Raw genomic sequence first — 17,033 nt, 5'->3', positions numbered from 1 at the left:
CCTCCTGCTTCAGCTTCGCTGCCAGCTCCTTCAACTCCATGCCCACGCGCTCCTCCTGCTTCGAATCGAGCGCTCACCTCCGCACGTCATCCTCCTCCCGTCACGACGGGGTCGGGCGAGGAGGTACAGTTGGGGCGCGTGGGGGAGGACGTCGTGCCTCGGCTGATTTCGCTGCTTCGGCATTCGGACCGTCGCGTGCGCGGCGGTGCAGCACAGGCGCTGGCGAAGATGGAAGAGAAGGCCACGGGCGCTATGCCCGCGCTCATCGAGGCGTATGAGCGGGAGCCCGGTGGGCTGGCCCTGCACGCGCTCTCCTCACTCGATGACGAGAGAGCAGCGCCAGCCATTGTGCGCCACCTCCTGGAGTCGCCCACGTCGGCCCTGGAGCACCTCGGCCCGACATTGGCCCCGGTGCTCGTAGAGGTGCTGGAGAATCCGGAGTCGAGCTGGGAGGCGCTGGTGCTGGTGCGCCGCGTCCTCGCCAGGCGCCCCTCCATGTACACGGAGACGTTCGTTCCGCGCCTGCGGACGCTCCTCGCGCGGGAGCTGGAGGAGCCCACTCTCCGGCGCCCAGCAGGGACGTCCTGCCCGTCGGCGCCTGCGCCAAGCTGCGAGGCGGTTTTCGACGCGTGCACCCCGCGAGCGGCCTACGTGGCGTCGGCGTTGGCGGCCTACGAGCGCCGAGGCGCGAAGGCCGCGCCCGAGGTGCTCCAGGCGCTCCAGCGGGCGGACGTGCGCCTCACGCCGGTGGCGCTGCAGGCGCTGGTGGCCTTCGGGAGTCCTGCTGCGGTGCCCGAGGTCCTCCAGCAACTCGCCGTGCCTGAATGCCGTGGCCGGGCCCTTGCGAGCCTCGTGTCCCTGGGGGACGTCGCGCGGCCAGCCGCGACGGAGCCGCTGCTGCGGCTGCTGGCCACGGGGGAGGAGGGCTGGGTGCGGGCGCGGGCCGCAGAGGCCCTTGGAGGCGTGGGAGGTGCAGCCGCCCTCGAGGCGTTGCGCCAGGCGGTGTACGCGTCGCACAGCGAAGTCCAGGCCGCGGCTGTCGGGGCGCTGGGCAGCTACGCCTTCCGGACGCATGCGGAGGAGCTGGTGCCGTTGTTCCAGCAGGTGGTGGCGAAGCACGCCTCTCCGGTGGCGCGGAGCCACGCGAGGTTGGCCTTGGAGGGACTCTCCGGGCAGGAGGTGCAGCCTGCGGAGTCCATCGACTGCGCCCGCATCAGTCCAAGACGCGCCGGAGGGTGGACGCTGCGCGAGGGGCACACCTCTCTCCAGTTGCACTGGGACAAGCCGAAGGCGCCCCCACTAGGGAGTCCGTGTGCAGCCGTGCCTGGAGGGGACTCCGCCTCCGTCCTCGAAGCCATGGGCGAGGCATGCCTCGTCGGGTGGGACGACGGGGAGTTTGGGGGCACGCTGGAGGTGCATGAGGCCGGGCGGGTGACGGTGCTGGAGGAGCCCCACGCCAACCCCCTGCAGGCTGTGCGTGTACACGGCACCCTCGTGGTGGTGGAGGGCCTCGCACACCTGTTTGGCGGAGACGGGCGTCTGGTGCGTGTCGAAGCGTCCGAGGGAAGGTGGCGCGCCACGCCGTGGGTGGCGCTCCCCGGTGCACCGTTGGCACACGCGCTGGATGAAGCAGGGAACCTCGTGGTGGGGACGACGGACCATCGCCTCGATGAAGTCTTCTGCGGCCGGGCTGGTCCGTCCGCGCCCGTCCATGTGCTGCGCGTCACGAGGGACGGGCGCTTGGCCCCTGTCGAACCGAACGGACAGCCCTGATGCCACCAGGGGGGCTGGGCTCCCGTCCCGATGCCTCACTGGCCGTGGCGTTGGGCTGTTGCTGTTGTCGTCGCGGAGGCATGCGTGACTGCCCGAGTCCGCGGGGTACACCGGGCGAGAATGCGCTTCCACCCATTCCGCGCCGCCGCGGCTTCACGGACGAGTTCCACCACCTCGCTCACCGCGGCGCGCTCCTCGCATGGCGCCGCGCAGGCTGCGTAGTCTTCGGCGAGTGCCATGCGCACCCGTCGGTTGCTGCCGGCTTCGAGGACGCGGCTGTACGCCTCGCACGCGTAGGCAAACGTCTCGCGCTTCCGGAAGTCGATGTCGAGGAGCCACTCGCGCCTGTGCGTCTCGGGCAATCCCACCGTGCGGCGCTTGCAGTTGTGGAAGACGTGGGCCGCCTCGTGCACGAGGTAATCGGCGAAGGGGGACGCCTCGTCGAAATAGGCGAGGGAGACGTAGCACGTGGTGTGCTCGCTGAGGCCCAGGAGTTGGGGCGCCTCTGGCCCCAGCAACTCGGCGTCGACGCTGAGGAGGTAGAGGTTGGCCAAGTCCCAGGCTGTGCTCAGCCAGGAGGACTTCAGCAGGACTTGGGTGATGTTGGCTGGCGTGAGGAAGACGACGGACTTCTCCAGGAGGGAGAGGACTGCGCCCTGCTCCGAGACGGGGAAGAGGCCGCGCACCATGGGCTCCACCTTCCGCCGGGTGAGGGCGACGACGTCGAGGCCTTGGAGCTTCTCCGGAACGCCGATGCCCGCGGTTCGCCGCTGCACCTCCATGGCGAGGGCCTCACGGAACTCGTCATGCGCCCGCCTCTCTCTTTCGAGGACATCGCCCGGCCATGCCCTGCCGTGGGCGTCGTAGTCGCCGGTGCGAAGGAAGCGCTCAATCTCGCTGCGGGTGTCCATGGATGGGCCTACTCAACCCTGTCACGACGAGTGCAGCAAGAGACTGTGGCTGATGTAGGAGCGCGAGGATGCCACCGAGGGATGGCACGTCTTCTGGTCCGCGCTGCCCTCGTGTAGGAGAAGTGTCTTGCTGCCTCATGGGGATGCACGAGGCACAAGGCAAGCGGGCCATACGTAACCGACCGACGGCTGGCGTCCTGAACTGGGGTGGACCCACCGGTTCACTCCGGCATGAGACGACCCGGTCCGGATGAGTGGAAGCAGTGGGTGGAAGAGTTCGAGGCGAGCGGGCTGAGCCAGAAGGAGTTTGTGAGCCAGCGGGACATCTCGCTCGGCAGCTTCCAGTACTGGCTATGCAAGAAGTCCAGGTCCGCGCCGAAGCAGAGGTCCGCATCGGCGGACAGGTCTCGGGCGGCGTTCCTTCCCGTGGAGGTGGTTGCGTCTGCCGCGCCACGGGCACCCGAGGGACTCATGCTCGAGGTGGCGCTGCCGCGGGGGGCTCTTGCGATTCCCGGAGGGAACGCGGGCCGAGTACCTCGCGCACCTGCTGGCGGTGCTCGGCGGATGATGTTGCTACCCCGAGCCGTGCGAATCCTGCTGGCGCGTGAGCCGGTGGACATGAGGAATAGCATCGATGGACTGGCGGCCATGGTGCGTGCTCAGTGGAAGGAGAGCCTCTACGCCGGCCACCTCTTCGTCTTCGTCTCGCGGCGAGGGGACAAGGTGAAGATTCTTTCCTGGGACGCGGGCGGTTTCGTCCTCACCTACAAACGTTTGGAGCAGGGCCGCTTTCGCCTGCCTGCCTTCGCCGAGGACGCCCTGGGAGCGCAGTTGGATGCCACCCAACTGGCCATGCTGCTCGACGGAATCGACGTCTCGCACGTCCGGAGGCCAGGCAGGTGGGCACCTCCCCCAGTCGCCGAGGCAATGTCCGCCACCGGGGGGCTGGTTTTCCCTGAGAGATGGCAACGTTCGATGCGACGCACCAGTGCGAGTGGCGTGAGCGAGCCGAGGAGCTTGAGCGGGAGAACCGCGCCCTCAAAGAGCGCGTGGGCACCATCGAATCCCAACTCGCGCTCCTCCAGCGCACCGTCTTCGGCAGGAAAAGTGAGAAGCTCCCCCGTGTCGAGGATGAGCTGCGCAAGGCCTCGGGCAACGCGCCCAGGCCGCGTGAAGCGACGCTGAAAGAGCGGCGGCTGAAGCGTGAGGCACGGGAGGCGTTGCCTGAGCGGCTGATTCACCACCGTGTCCCCGAAGAAGCGCGGCGGTGTCCCTCCTGCGGCGGCATGGCGTTGAAGCCGCTGGGGCCTGGCACGCGCACCGAACTCTTCGAGCATGTGCCCGCGCACGTGGAGCGGCAGGTCCATCTCCAGGAGACGCTGGCCTGCCCATGCGGCGCGGGCATCGTCACCGCGCCCGCGCCGAAGGCCATTGAGCAAGGCAAGTACGGCCCGGGCTTCCTGGCGCACGTGGTGACGGCGAAGTGCTGCGACTCGATTCCACTGTATCGCCAGGCCAAGGCCCTCGCCCGTGCGGGCGTGCCCGTCGCACGCACCACGCTGTGCGATGTCTTCCACGAGGTGGGCTGGGCCACGGCGCCGCTCGCCTCTCGCCTCTTGGACCTGGTGCGGGAGTCTTCCCGGGTGAATGCCGACGAGACACCTCAGCGCGTGCTGGACGAGGGCAAGACGCGCCGGGCCTACGTCTGGACCTTCCGCACGGACGAACTCATCGCCTACGTCCACAGCGCCAGTCGCTCCGGCGTCACTCCGCTGGAGGTCCTCGGGGGAACCCAGGGCTATCTACAGGTGGATGGCTACACCGGCTACAACCGCGTGACGCTGCCAGACGGACGCGTGCGCGTGGGGTGTTGGGCTCACGTGCGCCGCAAATTCTTCGACGCGCTCCCCACCGCGCCCGAGTCCGGGACGGCCCTCGACTTCATCCTCGCGTTGTACGGCGTCGAGCACGCGGCTCGAGATTCCGAGACGCTCGGCTCTCCGGAGCATCTCCACGCTCGCCGCACCACCAGCGCACGTGTCCTCGAGCAACTGGCGACATGGGTCGATGAACAGCTTCCGCTCCATCCCCCCAAGAGCCCCCTCGGCATGGCCCTTCGCTACACGAAGGGACAATGGAGCGCGCTGACACGCTTTCTGGAGGACCCCTCGCTGCCCCTCGACAACAACGCCGCCGAGCGGGCTCTGCGGGGCATGGCAATGGGCAGGAAGAACTATCTCTTCGTCGGCAATGACAAGGCGGGTCAGACTCTGGCCGGGCTCGCCTCGCTGGTTGCGACATGCGAGGCCAACGGCGTCAATCCCGAGGCCTACCTCGCCGACGTGCTGATGCGGCTTGGCAGTCACCCCGCGGCGCGTCTGGACGAACTGTTACCTCACCGCTGGCGACCATCCTCCGCCTCCTCGCCCGACTCCTCCTGAATCCGCACAAGCCTCTGCGACCAGCCACTCCGGTGCGCGGCTACCACGCTGCGCGAACGGATGGGTCCCCCCGCTACACGCCGGCCGTCGGTCGGTTACGGCCATACCAGCCGGCCTCCCCTTCGTCGTCAGGCTCGTGCGCAGCATTTCCTCCACCAGCGACGCGGCGTTACGGAGGTCTTGCACGCCATGAGAATGGTGGCCTCGTCAACCACCGCTCAACTCCTTCTCATGGTCGCTGATGACTTCCTCCAGAATCCTCTGCTGTGCCTTGTTGCGCGCGCGCAACTCAACGCTCGTACTTGGGATAAGTGTCGAAGGCGCACTGATAAGGGCGATTGCGCCGCGCTCTGGGTGTTCTAGAGGAACTATCGCCGAGGATGCCCCGAGCTCCGTAAGCGAGAATCCTAGTTGTGTGAGGAACGCGTAGGCCTTGGCCGACGCCTCGGGATTTGAGCCAAGGTCGTAGGATGTCGTTCTCTTTCGCGGGTCGGCTTCCAGGCAGACTCTGGATACGATTACCGCTCTGAGAAGGTCTGAGAAGGTCGGGAAGGGCTGCTCTGCCTCCGCTTTGCCACTTATCAAGTGCCGCTTGTCGATGCGGATAATCGCCGCGTCACGTCCGTCAGATGTTCGGCGGGATAGGTCGAAGAAGTCATCGGGGTGGCGGCCATTGTAGTCATCCTCGCCGATGGCGAACTTGAGGTAGCGGCGCGAATCGGGCCGTTCTTGCTGATGCCCCTTGCGCTCCTCGAGCAACTCCGAAATCGAAGTCGTGCCCCACATCAACCGCAAGCCGCCGGTCGATGCGCCCATCGTCGCAAGAAACTCGCGGTAGACTGGGGGCAGCGTGTCGAGCCCTCCATGTGGCTGGGCCAGTGCCACAATCTGGTCGCCCGTTGCTGGTTCGAAGCCGTGCGTGCTCCCTGGCTTCCATCGCTCCATAAACGTGAGCATGCCCGCCACCGAGAGGGGGGGCGGGGCCTTGAGGAGTTCCGACCAGGTCATCCGCATGTCTGCACCTCGATATCGCACCGGGCCATGTAAAGCGTGTCCTGACACGAGCGACATGAAGGCACGGTGGTCTCCTTCTTGCGTTTCATGTCACGACGCTCCTCAATGTTCGTGCCGCCCTCGCCACTTAAGAGAGAAGCTACGCTGGGAGGAGTCCAAGTTCCCTCGGATGGAGCGAACTTGTTGGGGCCGCGATAAAGCACATTGAAGGTCAGCGCCCGCCTTCCACCTGTGAACGAGAAGTAGAGCTCCGTCATCGAGTGCGCGACGTGGCCGCTCTTGCCGATGAGTTTGGCGCCTGCGCAAGTTCCTGGGCGGTTGGAGTAGCCAGTCTCTCCTCTGGCGACCATCCTCGTCGTGTCGTTCCACTGCTTGGTCATTTTCTGGGTGGCCGCGGTGTCTCCGGCGGCACATCGTGGATTCATGGCCTTGAAGCTCTCCAGCGTGGCCGAATCCCTGATGACCGTGCAACCGTAACTCGCGGCGATGGTCTCGAACGCGGGAGGCACCTCATTCCCCGATACCGCGGCGAACTTCTTGCCGGTGAGGCACACCATGACTCCAAACATGTACCCGGTGGAGTCTTCTCGACGATGGCTCTCAAGTTCATCGCGCGTCCGCTCCAGTGACTGGATGGTCGCCCGTCGTTCCTCCAGCGTCGCCTGTTTTGGGGGGACAGGTTGGCGCCCAAGACGCTCGAATTCAGCCACCTTCATGGCGATTTCCTGGTTGACCCTGACCCATGCGTCCTCGCGTGCCTTGAGGTCCTTGAGAATCTTGTTAGCGACGTCCAGGCTGCCTGCGAGAAGCTCGGGCACCGCGTGGCTCTCCGCATCCTTTTGGCAGATGATGCACACCCCTTCGAAGTCGTCCCCGTAAGCGAAGCCAGTTCCTGCCCGGCCATTCGACATGAACGTGGTGTTGAAGGAGTTGCCGTTGTGGAGGGTGACGTCGAGGAAGCGCACGACGCCCTTGCCCTCAACCTTCACGTCCACGCTACCGCTGCCCCAAGCCATCTTCCCCTTGAACTTCGAGGAGATGAGGCCGCCTGCCGTCCCGGGCTCGTCGCCGGAGCTGACGCTCAGCTCGGAGTCCGTCAGCGCCACCGGCTGGCCGTTGATGGTGACGCTCTTGCTGCCCTTGGTGAGCATGGCGTCCTGGGCGGAGTTGATGAAGGGCGTGGGCACCGGCCCGCCTGGCGTCGGCACCTTGCAGACGTCGGGCGCGGCAGAGGTGTGCGTGTTCCCGCTCCCCTTGTGCAGGATGGAGCGGCCGTTGGCGAAAACCTTGCTCATGCTTCCTCCTTGGCGTTTCGAATCATCTCCACGATGCAGGCGCCAATGCGTCCGCCGTCGGCACTGCCATAGACGAGTGTCGTGCGTGCGGTGGGCTGGCGCCAGCGTGCTCGGTGCAGGGCTACGCCCAGCATGATGGGGCCCGCGCCGGCCCCCGCGTCTCCCAGTCCTTCACCCGCGACGAGGACGCGCAAGGGCTCGGGCATGAGTGCGGCGTTGCGCAGGTAGGCGCGGGAGAATTCAGTTGCCCAGAAGCCGTCTCCGGGCTGGCAGGCCAGGACTGCGTCCACGCGTCGCCCGCCCATTGCCACGCTTTGCCGCAGGGCATGGAGAGCTTCCGTCAGCCCCTCGGCCAGGCTGGGGCGGCTCTGCGTGAAGGGCCTCGGCTCCACGGCGAGCGACGTGCCCAGCAGGGCGCCCGAGGACTCCAGCTTCAGGGACTTGGGCGCTCCGGGGCGCGCCAGGGCAACGAAGCCCGCCCCCTCACCTGGAATCCGGCCATCCGGATTCCGGCGCCCCAGGTGCAGCCGCGCGCCCACGTGCGCCTCCAAGGAAGCGCTGTCGGCCAGCGAGTCCACCGCGCCCACCAGGGCCAGCGCTCCCGCGCGGCCGGAGTGCAAGTCCTTCTGGGCGGAGGCCAGGGCCTCGAAGAAGGCAGCTCGCCCGGACTCGTGCGCCTTCACCACTTCCAGCCGTCCCGCTGTCTCATCTCGCAGCGCCGCCACCAGCGCCTCCTGCTCCACCCGGGCGCCCAGTCCTGCCTCGGGCAGTCCGAGGTACAGCGGCACCCGCCCGGGAGGGAGTGCGTCCAGGAGCGGCCGTACTCCGACGAGGGCCTGCCGAGCCAGCGCCACCATGCGCTGAGTACGGGAGAGGGAGACGTCGAGGAGACTGAGCCGCGAGGCCCGCACGGGCTCGCCCACCTCGTCCAGCACCTCCGTCTCCGCGAAGCGCACGAGGCCCGCGCGCAGCGAGGCCAACGTCATGTGCGCCGAGGTGCCCACCGGCGTGCACAGGCCCAGGCCCACTACCTGCGCAGCACTCATGGCGTGTCCTCCCCGGGCAAGAGCAGCCGCACGGTGCTCACCTCATGCAGGGCCAACTGCCGGTGCGCAGGAAACGTCGCTCGCCAGGTGAGGACGAGGCGGCCCTCGTCCGGCTCCAGCAGCACTGTGTCCAGCACCATGCGCCGCTTCTCCCGCCGCCCGGCGAAGGTGCAGCGGGCCAGGAGTCGGTACGTGGGGAGGTGGAAGGCCAGTGGGCCGTCGGGCGAGACGCCCTCCAGCACCACTGGCTCTCCGCCCTGGAGGTGAGTCGAAGCTCGCAGGCCGTCAGGGGCGGCATGGAAGAAGCGCTCGTCGAAGTCCCGGGGCCAGAGGGGAGCGCGCTTCTCCACCCAGGCCGCGTCGTATGTCCCAGCCCAGCCCAGGCGCGGTTGCCAGTGCCGCGCCACCGGGCCGAAGCCGCGGGGTGGGGGCCTGTCCGCCCAGCCGCGCACGAGGGCCTCGGGCGCCTCAATGGAGGGAAGGGGCTTTTCCAGCGCCTCCTTCGCGCTGGTGTAGAAGCCCCGGCCTACGGGGTTGCGCGCCTCATGGCCCGAGTCCGCGGTGCCGCCGAAGGCGTACTCGTAGCGCAGCGGCACCGACTCGAAGGGCAGGGCGTCCGAGGCACTCAGCCCCATGAGGCCGCGGTACCACACGCGAGTGCCGAAGACGGTGGCCCGTTTCTCCAGCGTGCCCACCCGCACCGCCACCTGCGTCCGCGTCACCTTGCGGCCTTGGGGCGCCCAGGCCTGGCCGTGCAGCAGCACGTCTGTTCCCGGCCGCGTGTAGGCCGACTGCGACTCGTGGCGCAGGCTCGACTTCTCCGGCTCGCCCCAATACGTGTCCGTGGTGGCGGGCTGCGGTTGCTCCTCGCATACCGCCAGCGGTGCGTCCGTGGCGCGCCCGGCCGGAGGCAGGACGAAGCTGCCGGCGACGACGAGGACGAGGCACTCTTCGCCCTGCTTCGTCAGCGAGAGGAAGTCGGTGGCCGCGAAGGGCGTGAAATTCTCCAGGGCGGGCATGGGGCGTCAGCGCAAGGTGGAAGCCAGGGGCGCGGCGCGCAGGTGGGTGGCCTGGGCCCTGGCGAGGGCTTCGCGTTGGCGGTGGGTGAAGGAGCGGGTGGGAATGCGGTGCTGCCCTCGGGTGCGAATGGTCAACTCTCGCGCCAGGACGTGGCGGCGACGCATGGGGCTGGACTCCAGCGCCTCTACCAGCACCGGGCCACTGAAGGGCTGGCCCTGCAGGTAGCGCGTGCCCTTCACGAAGCGTGCATGGTTTTGCGCCCACCAGTCCTTCACGGCGGCCACGTCCGGCCATGGCGAGTCGTCCTCTGGACGGGGTGTCAAGTCGGCGTCGAGGCTCTCCTGTTCTGCCGGCGGTACCGGAGCGCCTTCGGGCGTCTCTCCCGGAGGCAGGGCGAAGGCGCCCTCCAGGCGCAGGCCCGTCATGGCCGAGAGGGCCTCCCCCGCCAGGCGTGCCACCTCGGGCACGGCGAGGTGCTTCACGCAGGACTCCATGGCCGCCACCCGTCCGCTGAAGCCCAGGGCCCAGAGGGCGTGGGCACGCAACTCGGCGGACTCCAGCAAGTCCACGAGGAGGGAGGTTTCCGCCTCGTCACCGCCCAGCGCCAGCAACACCATGGCTTCCCGGGCATGAGCGCCGGGCGCCGCCCGCACTTCCTTGCGGCATGCTTCCCAGGCCATGCGCACTCCCGAGGTGAGGCCCGCCTCTATGGCAGCCGCACGAATGCCGGGGTGGGCTGAGTCGAGCAGCGCGGGCAAGTGCCTGCGCACCGTCTCCTCCAGCAGCGAAGGCGCCCCGCGCAGGGCGGCGACTCGAGCCCGCGCCTCGTCATGGGTGAAGAAGCGCGCCAGCACCTCGGCGGGCGCTTCTTGGCGGAAGGCCAGTGCCTCCAGCACCCCGGCCAGCAGGGCCGCGTCCTCCAGCTTCAGCAACTCCAGGAGGCGCGCGCCCAGTCCTGGGGCCTCACTCACCTCCAACGCCCGGAGAATGGCGGCACGGGCCGTCGCTTCTGCCCCTCTCAGCAGCACCAGCACCTCGTCCACCTCGCCCAGCCCCAGCAGCGCATGGGCCGCGGCCGAAATGCGTGGCGCGTCCTCCGAGTCGAAGGCTGGGCGCACCACCGTGTCCAGGGCGTCCGTGTCCTCCAGCCCTTCCAGGTACGCCAGCAGCCGCTCCTCGCGCTCCGCCGTCTCCACCAGCGTGAAGTCGGGTGCCTCCAGGGCCCTCTCCCACTGCAGCCACCGAAATTCGGCCTCGTCCAGGTACTCCTCCAGCACGTCTACCAAAAGCATGTTTCCTGCTTCCCCCTCTATTCCAGGAAATGTAGCCGCAAGGGCTGACATGGAGGGAATTCCTTCCTGTCCCACATGGCGCTGGTGCGTGAGAGTCATTGCTTCAAATGCGGTGGCAATGGCGAGCACTGAGGACGAGTCCGCGGCCGGGGCAACGAGTGCGAACCCCCGTACGGCAAGTCACCGTCATCCTTTGGACAGAGCTCGACGGTTACCTGTCTTGATTGGAACCACGCCTTTCAAGGGGCCTCGTCCTTCGGGGCAGTTCAATTCACGGGCCAATGTCGCCAGGGGCGCCTGCCCCTGGGCGACGGTGGCCGGCGTCTTCCTGCCCGGACTGGGGAGTGCAAGCTGACGGACGCGGGCACCAAGCCGGCGCTCAACACGTCCCGAGCGACGAGGTGTCTGTGAAGGTGCGGCATGCCCCCTGCTTTACACTCTCGGCCATGAGCATGAAGAAGCGGCGGGCACTCGCGGAGCGCTTGGGGCGGGCAGAGGTGGAGTTGCGGCGGGCGTATGCGGGGTTGGACGGCAGTCCCGCGGCGCGGACGCGGCTGGCCCAGGCGAAGCTGGAGTAGGGGGCGGGCCGCTACCTTGGTGGAGCAGGGGGCGCGTGAGGCGTTGGTGTTTGTGGAGGCGCGCGGTGCCGGTGAGGGGCCCCAACACGTCCTGGAGGACGTCCCGACTGGACATGGCGTCACGTCACTCGGTAGGCAGGCGCCCCATGACGGACGAGGAACTCACCGCGCTCGAAGGGCACTACCTGCGGTTGCTGAGCGACGAACCCGCGGGACAGGGGACGCCGCTGCACGTCGCGGCTGAGGATGTGCTTCGCCTGCTGGGGGAGGTGCACCTGTTGAGGGAGGCCCTGCGCGAAGCGATTCGCCAGGGGCTGAACGGGGAGTAGCGCACGCGTGCTGGGAGGAGGACTTCACCCCCGCGTCGCCAGGCCCTCACGGAGCATTTCCTCCACCAGCGCCGCGGCCTTCGCCTCGTCGGTTTCTCCCCGCACGCGCAGCGCGACGGACTCGGCGCGCTGGGCATTGGCTACCACCCACTCGATACGAGGGCTTCGGTGGCTTGGTGCTTTGTCGCCATGGCGTACCTCACTCCTCCTTGGGTGCGAAGAACGCGGCGGCTTCGGTGGCGCCCATGGCCGTCAGCTCTCGATGAACCGCCCGGCTGAAGAAGCGAGTCCGGCTCGGGATTCCCGCGTCGCGCCAGGCCTTGTCCAGGGCCGCGAGAGCCTCTGCTTCGTAGGAGAGGGGGATGACGCGCTTGCCGTCGTCGCGCACCTTCGCCTCGCGCTCGGGACGAGGGCCCACCGGCACGCGTCCAGCCTCCGCCTCCCGAATCTTCCACTTGAGGTAGGGGATGTTGTTGCTGCCCGTCGGGCGTCCCACGACTTCGCGGTACTTCGCCTGCACCTCCGCGAGCGACATGTTGGCGAAACGCCCGCGACGGGGGGCCGGCTGCGTGCCCTCGGCCGGGGTGTCGGCCCGTGCGGCAGGCGCCGGAGGCGCGCTGGGGGTGGCGGCCGTCGCCCGGTGGGTGGGGCTTCTCCGCTTCTTCGCTGCGAGTGCCTCCTCGATGCGGCGGATGAGGTGCGTCTTGTTGGGGCTGCGCGTCTCCTCGCCCACGACTTCGCGGTACCGGGCGCGCAGCTCCGTCAGGCTCATGGACTCCAGCTTCTTCGTCTTCGTCTTCGTCTTTGGTGCGGCGTTGCGAGGCATGGTGGTGTTTTCCTTTCCGGGCTGTGGGTACACGTCTGCCGTTCACAAGGGCGGCCCGGCGGCCCTCATGCGCGGCTGCCCCGCTGGGCGGGGCGTCGGTGGTGAGTGGGGGACTACGTGCTGCGGGGGCTGTTGGCGGCGCGGATGCCGGCTTGGTAGGCCGCTTCGAGGGCGTCCCTCAGTTGCCACACCGCCACCTCGTGGATGTCGAGGCTGTCGCTGTTGCGTGTCTTCAGCGTTTCGATGTTCATCTCCTCGCGCGCAATGCGCTCAAGGACTTCTTCGGGCGCCGGAGTGGGCTTCGTGGTCTTGGCGGGGCGGGGCTTGCGGGGTGTCATTGTTTTGTCCTTTCGTGCGCCTTGGGTGGCGCGCGTGAGGCATACGCGCTCTGTTTCGCGCGTATGGCAAGTCATTGTGCGCTGGGATTGCGCAGATGCGCGAAGCACTCCAAGTCGACGGCGCGCGGGTCGACATGCACGAAGGAGGTGGTTCCGCCCGGGTGAATGGGAGCAGCGTCGATGCAGTCCTCGGCCGTGACGCCCCCGAGGCGCGCCAGCTTCTCGTCGTCATTCACGTAGTAGTCGTCCGCGTCCGGGTTGGCGTCTGGGCGGAGGCCGCCGCGCAACACCGCGAAGATGCGGACCTTCTGCCCCCGGAGGCCGGGGATTTCGTTGCCGAGGTAGATGGTGTCGGTGCCGATAACCATAGGTGTCTCCCTGGCGCGCAGTTGGGTGGCGCGCGAAGACATACACGCTCTGTCTTCGAGACAGATCAAGTCGAGGAGAGAGGGATTTTGGACACCCCTGGGCATGGCGGGCGCAGGGGTGTTTGCTGGCAGTGTATGCCTATTGACTGGACTCTCCCGGAGCGCGGGGCTGCTCGTCGGGGGCACCGCGATTCGGAGGCCCTGGGGGAACCAGCGCTCGCGAGCCTCCTGCGACAGGGGCCGCACCACCACCTTGCCGGCACCGCCCCCCTTGGGCTTGAGCACCGTATGCAGGCGTCCGCGCTGGACGAGCTCTGCGTGCACATGGCCGACGAGGAGTCGGTGCAGGTGCCCGAAGCTTCCTGGCGCCGGATGCGCCGGCTCGCTCTCGGCGGCGCGGATGAGGAACTCGGTGGAGCGGCAGGCGGGACAGGGAGGGAGTTGGACGAGGCCGTCATCCACGTCCTCGCGGCGGGCGACGCCCACCTCCAGGGAGTCGAGGGAGAGGCGATTGCCGCTGCCGCACCGGGCGCAGCGCTGAAGCACGTCCTCGGCGGTGACTTCGTGGATGGCCATGGGCGTCCTCACGCGACAGCGGTGTACGAGCCGAACCAGTACGTCGCGGCGAGGCCTTGGAGGTTTTGGTGGCTGTAGAAGGCGAAGCCGTCTCTGTCCGGCACCATGACGGTGGGGTTGCCGACGAAGCTTCCGCTGGTGGCGTAGGGGCTGAGGGTGATGGAGGAGGGCGCGGTGGGAAAGCGACTGCGGAACGTCACCGAGCCGCCGCCGGACAGGTTGTCGTGCGCGACGGTGTCGCTGTTGCTGTACTGGAGGCCGAGCCGGCCCACCTCGCGCACGCTGCCTGCCAACTCGAAAGAGGTGTTGCTGGCGGTGCTACTCAGCGGGAGTCGCAACGTGCGCGTCCAGGAGGCGAAGGTGGCGGTGAGGCTGGCGTCATGGAGGAACTCGGCCTCGTTGCGTGAGAGGCGGAAACCGCCCGCCGCCGCCCCGGTGGTGTCGCGGGCCCAGGCGCTCCCATTCCAGGCGGCGTTGAGGATGAACCACACCGAGTCGCTGTCGGCGTAGAGACGCAGCCTCGCGGCTGCGCCGCCTGCGCCCTGGGTGTCGAGGAGAAGGACGCGACCAGCGCCCAGGACGGGCTGGAGGATGGCCTTGTGCTGGCCCGCTGACGTCTCGTTGTCGCGGAAGTGACTGCCGCTGAAGGCCCCGAGGACCTCGGTGAGGGCCGCTTCGACAATGCCCGCCGTCAGCAGATTGCCTGTGTCCGCCACGGAGACGGCGGAAGCTGCATAGGCCCCTGCAGTCTGGGTGAGGTGCCCGTTGACGAAACCCAGCATCGCGGCCACCTACTGTCGCAGGCTGCTGGCGGGGAGGGCGTGGGGTGTCCCAGCCAGTGCGTCTCCTCCGACACGAGAGGCACCGGGGTTCCCGAGGCCGGCGTTAGAGAAAGCGGGATCGCGTTTCCGTGACCCCGCGTAACTGGCTCTGCATGGGGAACTGCCCGCTAACACGTTCGTGGCGCTCTTGGCGGGATAGGTTTTCTCTGCTCGCACCATCCCGAGAAGGCGAACGCTTGTGAATCCGAGTACTTGAACGGCGCGAACTGGGACGCTCTCTCGGATTTTCGCTGTCCCGCGACGAACGAGGGGGCCGTTCGTAGCGTGCCCTCAGACCCGCACGCGCAGCATCCTGGTCGCGGCCTTCCCGACGACGACCCGCGTCCTGCCGCTCGTGACGACGAGCTCCTCGGTCGCGATGGCGTATGCGAACGCGCCCCCCGTGGCGACCACCGCGAGGGAGCCGACGATCCCGAGGGCGAGCTTCTCGCTGCCCGACTGTCCTTCCCTCCGGCGCGCGAGGCTGCTCATCGCGCACCTCCCTTGCCGGACTTCTCGGCGACGGCACCGCCGATAGACGAGCCGACCGCCGCGCCGATCGGGCCGCCGAGGACCGACCCCACGACGCCTCCGATTGTGGCGCACACGCCCGCTGAGTGCCCGCGCCGGCGGTGCTCTTTGGGGACCTGCCGCAGCGCTTCCTCCGCGTACTTCCGCATCTCGGTGTTCTGCATGGCGCTTCAGATCCTTCCCGTGGGGGTCTGGCTCCGGGCTCGTCGAGCGCATCAGCACGAACTGCACCAGCACCGTGGCCGCTCGCAAGCCCGCGAAAGCCCGTCGAAGGATGCCCATCGACATCCACAAGGTTCGTTGTGGTGACCGAAGAATTCTTGTACTGTCATACTGTGCGAGCTGTCCTCATCGCGTGGGTCGGCGTCTCCGACCTGAAGGGACCTGAGAAATCAGGAGCGGGCGACCTTGGGCCCATCGCCCAGGCGCTCGCTGCACGCTCGTTCGACCAAGTCGTCCTGCTCGAGTTCTTCGACAAGGCCGACCATCAGAAGATCCTCCCCGGCTACATCGCCTGGCTGCGCGAACGCACGAAGGCAGAGATCGTCGAGCGGCGCGAAACACTGCGCGGCCCAACGGACTTCGGCGGCATTTACGAGGCTGCTCGCCGAGCCTGCCAGGAGGTTCTGGCGCAGCAGAAGGACGCGACGCTCACGTTCCACCTCAGCCCCGGCTCTCCACCGATGGCGGCCGTGTGGGTGCTGCTCGGCAAGACGATCTTCCCGGCCGAGCTCATCGAGTCGTCGCGTGAGCAGGGCGTGAAGACCGCCGAGGTGCCGTTCGACATCGCGGCTGAGTTCCTACCCGACCTCCTGCGCGAGCCGGACGAGCGCCTCCGCGCGCAGAGCACGGCGGACTCGCCGCCTGCCCCGGAGTTCAAGGCCATCATCTACCGGAGCCGCGTGATGACCCGGCTCATCCAGCGCGCGCGTCGCGTGGCGCTGCGCAACGTCCCGGTGCTGATCGAGGGCGAGTCCGGCACTGGCAAGGAGTTGCTCGCGAAGGCGATCCACCAGTCGAGCCCGCGCAAGGGCAAGTCCTTCATTGCTGTGAACTGCGGAGCGATCCCCGCGAGCCTGGTCGAGTCCGAACTCTTCGGCGTCGAGAAGGGAGCGGCGACCGGCGTAGAAGCTCGCGAGGGGTACTTCGAGGCGGCGGACGGGGGGACGTTGTTCCTCGACGAGTTGGGCGAACTCCCTCTGCCGGTTCAGGTGAAGCTCCTCCGAGTCCTGCAGGAGCACGAAGTCATGCGCATCGGCGCCAGGAAACCGAAGAGGATCGACGTTCGGATCGTGGCCGCGACGAACCGCACCGTCGTCGACGAGGTCACTGCCGGCCGTTTCCGTGAGGATCTCTTCTACCGGCTCGCGGTCGCGGTCCTGAAGTTGCCGCCGCTTCGAGAGCGCTCTGGGGACGTCGGGCTGCTCGTTGACGAGCTCCTGAAGCAGGTGAACCACGAGGCTGCCGGAGAGCCCGGGTACCGGAACAAGAATCTTTCCGCTGGCGCAAGACGTCTTCTGCTTGCCCATCCTTGGCCGGGCAACGTCCGCGAACTGCTGCTGGCCCTGAAGCGCGCCGCCATCTGGAGCGAGAGCGAGACCATCACCACCGAAGACGTGCGCGAAGCTCTCCTGGCGGTCCCTTCGACACAGCGCACCGATATCCTCGGTCGCCCTCTGGGCTCGGACCTCAACCTCCCGGATTTGCTGGCGGAAGTTGCGCGCCACTACCTCGAACGCGCACTGGACGAAGCCGGTGGGAACAAGACGAGGGCTGCAGGCCTCGTCGGCCTCCCGAGCTACCAGACCCTCACAAACTGGCTCCAACGCTACAATGTAAAGTGATGACCGCGCGCTTGGTGATGGGGGCTCATC

General features: G+C 67.9%; 17 protein-coding genes and 2 pseudogenes. 6 read left to right on the top strand and 13 right to left on the bottom strand.

What is annotated here, in order from left to right; translation table 11 throughout:
* Nucleotides 1-126: 126 nt before the first annotated feature.
* Nucleotides 127-1,773, top strand: a pseudogene (locus tag D7X30_RS22570) (HEAT repeat domain-containing protein); the annotation flags it as partial.
* Nucleotides 1,774-1,808: 35 nt separating this feature from the next.
* Here the strand turns inward: D7X30_RS22570 and D7X30_RS22565 are convergent.
* Complete coding sequence (locus tag D7X30_RS22565) at nt 1,809-2,684, bottom strand: hypothetical protein (RefSeq protein WP_199724497.1); 876 nt, start codon at nt 2,682-2,684, stop codon at nt 1,809-1,811.
* Nucleotides 2,685-2,915: 231 nt separating this feature from the next.
* Here D7X30_RS22565 and tnpB point away from each other — a divergent pair.
* Together tnpB and D7X30_RS22555 are read left to right on the top strand one after the other, a co-directional pair.
* Nucleotides 2,916-3,560: pseudogene (gene tnpB / locus D7X30_RS43825) on the top strand (IS66 family insertion sequence element accessory protein TnpB); the annotation flags it as partial.
* 86 nt (nt 3,561-3,646) lie between these two features.
* Nucleotides 3,647-5,125: an IS66 family transposase gene (locus tag D7X30_RS22555; RefSeq protein WP_120564994.1), complete on the top strand. Its 1,479-nt coding sequence runs from the start codon at nt 3,647-3,649 to the stop codon at nt 5,123-5,125.
* Nucleotides 5,126-5,332: 207 nt separating this feature from the next.
* Here D7X30_RS22555 and D7X30_RS22550 read toward each other — a convergent pair whose 3' ends face one another.
* From D7X30_RS22550 to D7X30_RS22530, 5 genes are read right to left on the bottom strand one after another with little or no spacing between them, the layout of a single operon-like run.
* Nucleotides 5,333-6,139 carry a hypothetical protein gene (locus tag D7X30_RS22550; RefSeq protein WP_120564993.1) on the bottom strand — a complete coding sequence of 269 codons (807 nt, stop codon included), beginning with the start codon at nt 6,137-6,139 and terminating at the stop codon, nt 5,333-5,335.
* Complete coding sequence (locus D7X30_RS22545; protein WP_120564992.1) at nt 6,130-7,434, bottom strand: DUF4150 domain-containing protein; 1,305 nt, start codon at nt 7,432-7,434, stop codon at nt 6,130-6,132. The genes D7X30_RS22550 and D7X30_RS22545 overlap by 10 nt, the downstream gene beginning before the upstream one ends.
* Nucleotides 7,431-8,480, bottom strand: coding sequence for a 3-oxoacyl-ACP synthase (locus D7X30_RS22540; protein ID WP_120564991.1), 1,050 nt, complete (start codon nt 8,478-8,480; stop codon nt 7,431-7,433). Before D7X30_RS22540 ends, D7X30_RS22545 begins: the two co-directional genes overlap by 4 nt.
* On the bottom strand, nt 8,477-9,499 hold the full coding sequence (locus tag D7X30_RS22535) for a DUF2169 domain-containing protein (protein ID WP_120564990.1): 1,023 nt from the start codon (nt 9,497-9,499) through the stop codon (nt 8,477-8,479). Before D7X30_RS22535 ends, D7X30_RS22540 begins: the two co-directional genes overlap by 4 nt.
* A 6-nt stretch (nt 9,500-9,505) precedes the next feature.
* Nucleotides 9,506-10,792, bottom strand: coding sequence for a TIGR02270 family protein (locus D7X30_RS22530; protein ID WP_120564989.1), 1,287 nt, complete (start codon nt 10,790-10,792; stop codon nt 9,506-9,508).
* A 446-nt stretch (nt 10,793-11,238) separates the two neighbouring features.
* On the opposite strand from D7X30_RS22530, the gene D7X30_RS43445 reads away from it, so the two are divergent.
* Nucleotides 11,239-11,370, top strand: coding sequence for a hypothetical protein (locus D7X30_RS43445; RefSeq protein ID WP_255424213.1), 132 nt, complete (start codon nt 11,239-11,241; stop codon nt 11,368-11,370).
* A gap of 146 nt (nt 11,371-11,516) precedes the next feature.
* Nucleotides 11,517-11,699, top strand: a complete 183-nt coding sequence (locus tag D7X30_RS43010; protein WP_233591712.1) for a hypothetical protein — start codon at nt 11,517-11,519, stop codon at nt 11,697-11,699.
* A gap of 24 nt (nt 11,700-11,723) precedes the next feature.
* Here D7X30_RS43010 and D7X30_RS43440 read toward each other — a convergent pair whose 3' ends face one another.
* The 7 genes from D7X30_RS43440 to D7X30_RS22495 form a co-directional block, all read right to left on the bottom strand.
* Complete coding sequence (locus tag D7X30_RS43440; RefSeq protein WP_255424212.1) at nt 11,724-11,846, bottom strand: hypothetical protein; 123 nt, start codon at nt 11,844-11,846, stop codon at nt 11,724-11,726.
* 52 nt (nt 11,847-11,898) lie between these two features.
* Nucleotides 11,899-12,525, bottom strand: coding sequence for a DUF2924 domain-containing protein (locus D7X30_RS22520; protein WP_120564988.1), 627 nt, complete (start codon nt 12,523-12,525; stop codon nt 11,899-11,901).
* A 113-nt stretch (nt 12,526-12,638) separates the two neighbouring features.
* Entirely contained in the window at nt 12,639-12,863 is a 225-nt protein-coding gene (locus D7X30_RS22515) for a hypothetical protein (protein WP_120564987.1), read from the bottom strand.
* A 71-nt stretch (nt 12,864-12,934) separates the two neighbouring features.
* On the bottom strand, nt 12,935-13,807 hold the full coding sequence (locus D7X30_RS43005; protein ID WP_233591711.1) for a hypothetical protein: 873 nt from the start codon (nt 13,805-13,807) through the stop codon (nt 12,935-12,937).
* Nucleotides 13,808-13,815: 8 nt separating this feature from the next.
* Nucleotides 13,816-14,589, bottom strand: a complete 774-nt coding sequence (locus D7X30_RS22500; protein WP_233591710.1) for a hypothetical protein — start codon at nt 14,587-14,589, stop codon at nt 13,816-13,818.
* A gap of 330 nt (nt 14,590-14,919) precedes the next feature.
* Entirely contained in the window at nt 14,920-15,120 is a 201-nt protein-coding gene (locus tag D7X30_RS42365; protein WP_174477893.1) for a hypothetical protein, read from the bottom strand.
* Nucleotides 15,117-15,323 (bottom strand): hypothetical protein, encoded by a 207-nt coding sequence (locus D7X30_RS22495; RefSeq protein WP_120564985.1) that lies wholly within the window; start codon nt 15,321-15,323, stop codon nt 15,117-15,119. The genes D7X30_RS42365 and D7X30_RS22495 overlap by 4 nt, the downstream gene beginning before the upstream one ends.
* Before the next feature lie 141 nt (nt 15,324-15,464).
* Between D7X30_RS22495 and D7X30_RS22490 the strand changes: the two genes are divergently transcribed.
* Nucleotides 15,465-17,003: a sigma-54-dependent Fis family transcriptional regulator gene (locus D7X30_RS22490; RefSeq protein WP_199724495.1), complete on the top strand. Its 1,539-nt coding sequence runs from the start codon at nt 15,465-15,467 to the stop codon at nt 17,001-17,003.
* Nucleotides 17,004-17,033: the final 30 nt, after the last annotated feature.

Origin of the sequence: Corallococcus sp. AB011P, from assembly GCF_003611605.1 — a bacterium.
GTDB lineage: Bacteria > Myxococcota > Myxococcia > Myxococcales > Myxococcaceae > Corallococcus > Corallococcus coralloides.
The sequence above is the reverse complement of the archived record's forward strand: the minus strand, read 5'-3'. Positions and strand labels throughout refer to the sequence as shown.

What these genes read in the sequence shown, in the direction of transcription:
- D7X30_RS22565 (WP_199724497.1), bottom strand. Translation starts at nt 2,684, where the DNA reads ATGGACACCCGCAGCGAGATTGAGCGCTTCCTTCGCACCGGCGACTAC.
- D7X30_RS22555 (WP_120564994.1), top strand. Translation starts at nt 3,647, where the DNA reads ATGGCAACGTTCGATGCGACGCACCAGTGCGAGTGGCGTGAGCGAGCC.
- D7X30_RS22550 (WP_120564993.1), bottom strand. Translation starts at nt 6,139, where the DNA reads ATGCGGATGACCTGGTCGGAACTCCTCAAGGCCCCGCCCCCCCTCTCG.
- D7X30_RS22545 (WP_120564992.1), bottom strand. Translation starts at nt 7,434, where the DNA reads ATGAGCAAGGTTTTCGCCAACGGCCGCTCCATCCTGCACAAGGGGAGC.
- D7X30_RS22540 (WP_120564991.1), bottom strand. Translation starts at nt 8,480, where the DNA reads ATGAGTGCTGCGCAGGTAGTGGGCCTGGGCCTGTGCACGCCGGTGGGC.
- D7X30_RS22535 (WP_120564990.1), bottom strand. Translation starts at nt 9,499, where the DNA reads ATGCCCGCCCTGGAGAATTTCACGCCCTTCGCGGCCACCGACTTCCTC.
- D7X30_RS22530 (WP_120564989.1), bottom strand. Translation starts at nt 10,792, where the DNA reads ATGCTTTTGGTAGACGTGCTGGAGGAGTACCTGGACGAGGCCGAATTT.
- D7X30_RS43445 (WP_255424213.1), top strand. Translation starts at nt 11,239, where the DNA reads ATGAGCATGAAGAAGCGGCGGGCACTCGCGGAGCGCTTGGGGCGGGCA.
- D7X30_RS43010 (WP_233591712.1), top strand. Translation starts at nt 11,517, where the DNA reads ATGACGGACGAGGAACTCACCGCGCTCGAAGGGCACTACCTGCGGTTG.
- D7X30_RS22520 (WP_120564988.1), bottom strand. Translation starts at nt 12,525, where the DNA reads ATGCCTCGCAACGCCGCACCAAAGACGAAGACGAAGACGAAGAAGCTG.
- D7X30_RS22515 (WP_120564987.1), bottom strand. Translation starts at nt 12,863, where the DNA reads ATGACACCCCGCAAGCCCCGCCCCGCCAAGACCACGAAGCCCACTCCG.
- D7X30_RS43005 (WP_233591711.1), bottom strand. Translation starts at nt 13,807, where the DNA reads ATGGCCATCCACGAAGTCACCGCCGAGGACGTGCTTCAGCGCTGCGCC.
- D7X30_RS22500 (WP_233591710.1), bottom strand. Translation starts at nt 14,589, where the DNA reads ATGCTGGGTTTCGTCAACGGGCACCTCACCCAGACTGCAGGGGCCTAT.
- D7X30_RS42365 (WP_174477893.1), bottom strand. Translation starts at nt 15,120, where the DNA reads ATGAGCAGCCTCGCGCGCCGGAGGGAAGGACAGTCGGGCAGCGAGAAG.
- D7X30_RS22495 (WP_120564985.1), bottom strand. Translation starts at nt 15,323, where the DNA reads ATGCAGAACACCGAGATGCGGAAGTACGCGGAGGAAGCGCTGCGGCAG.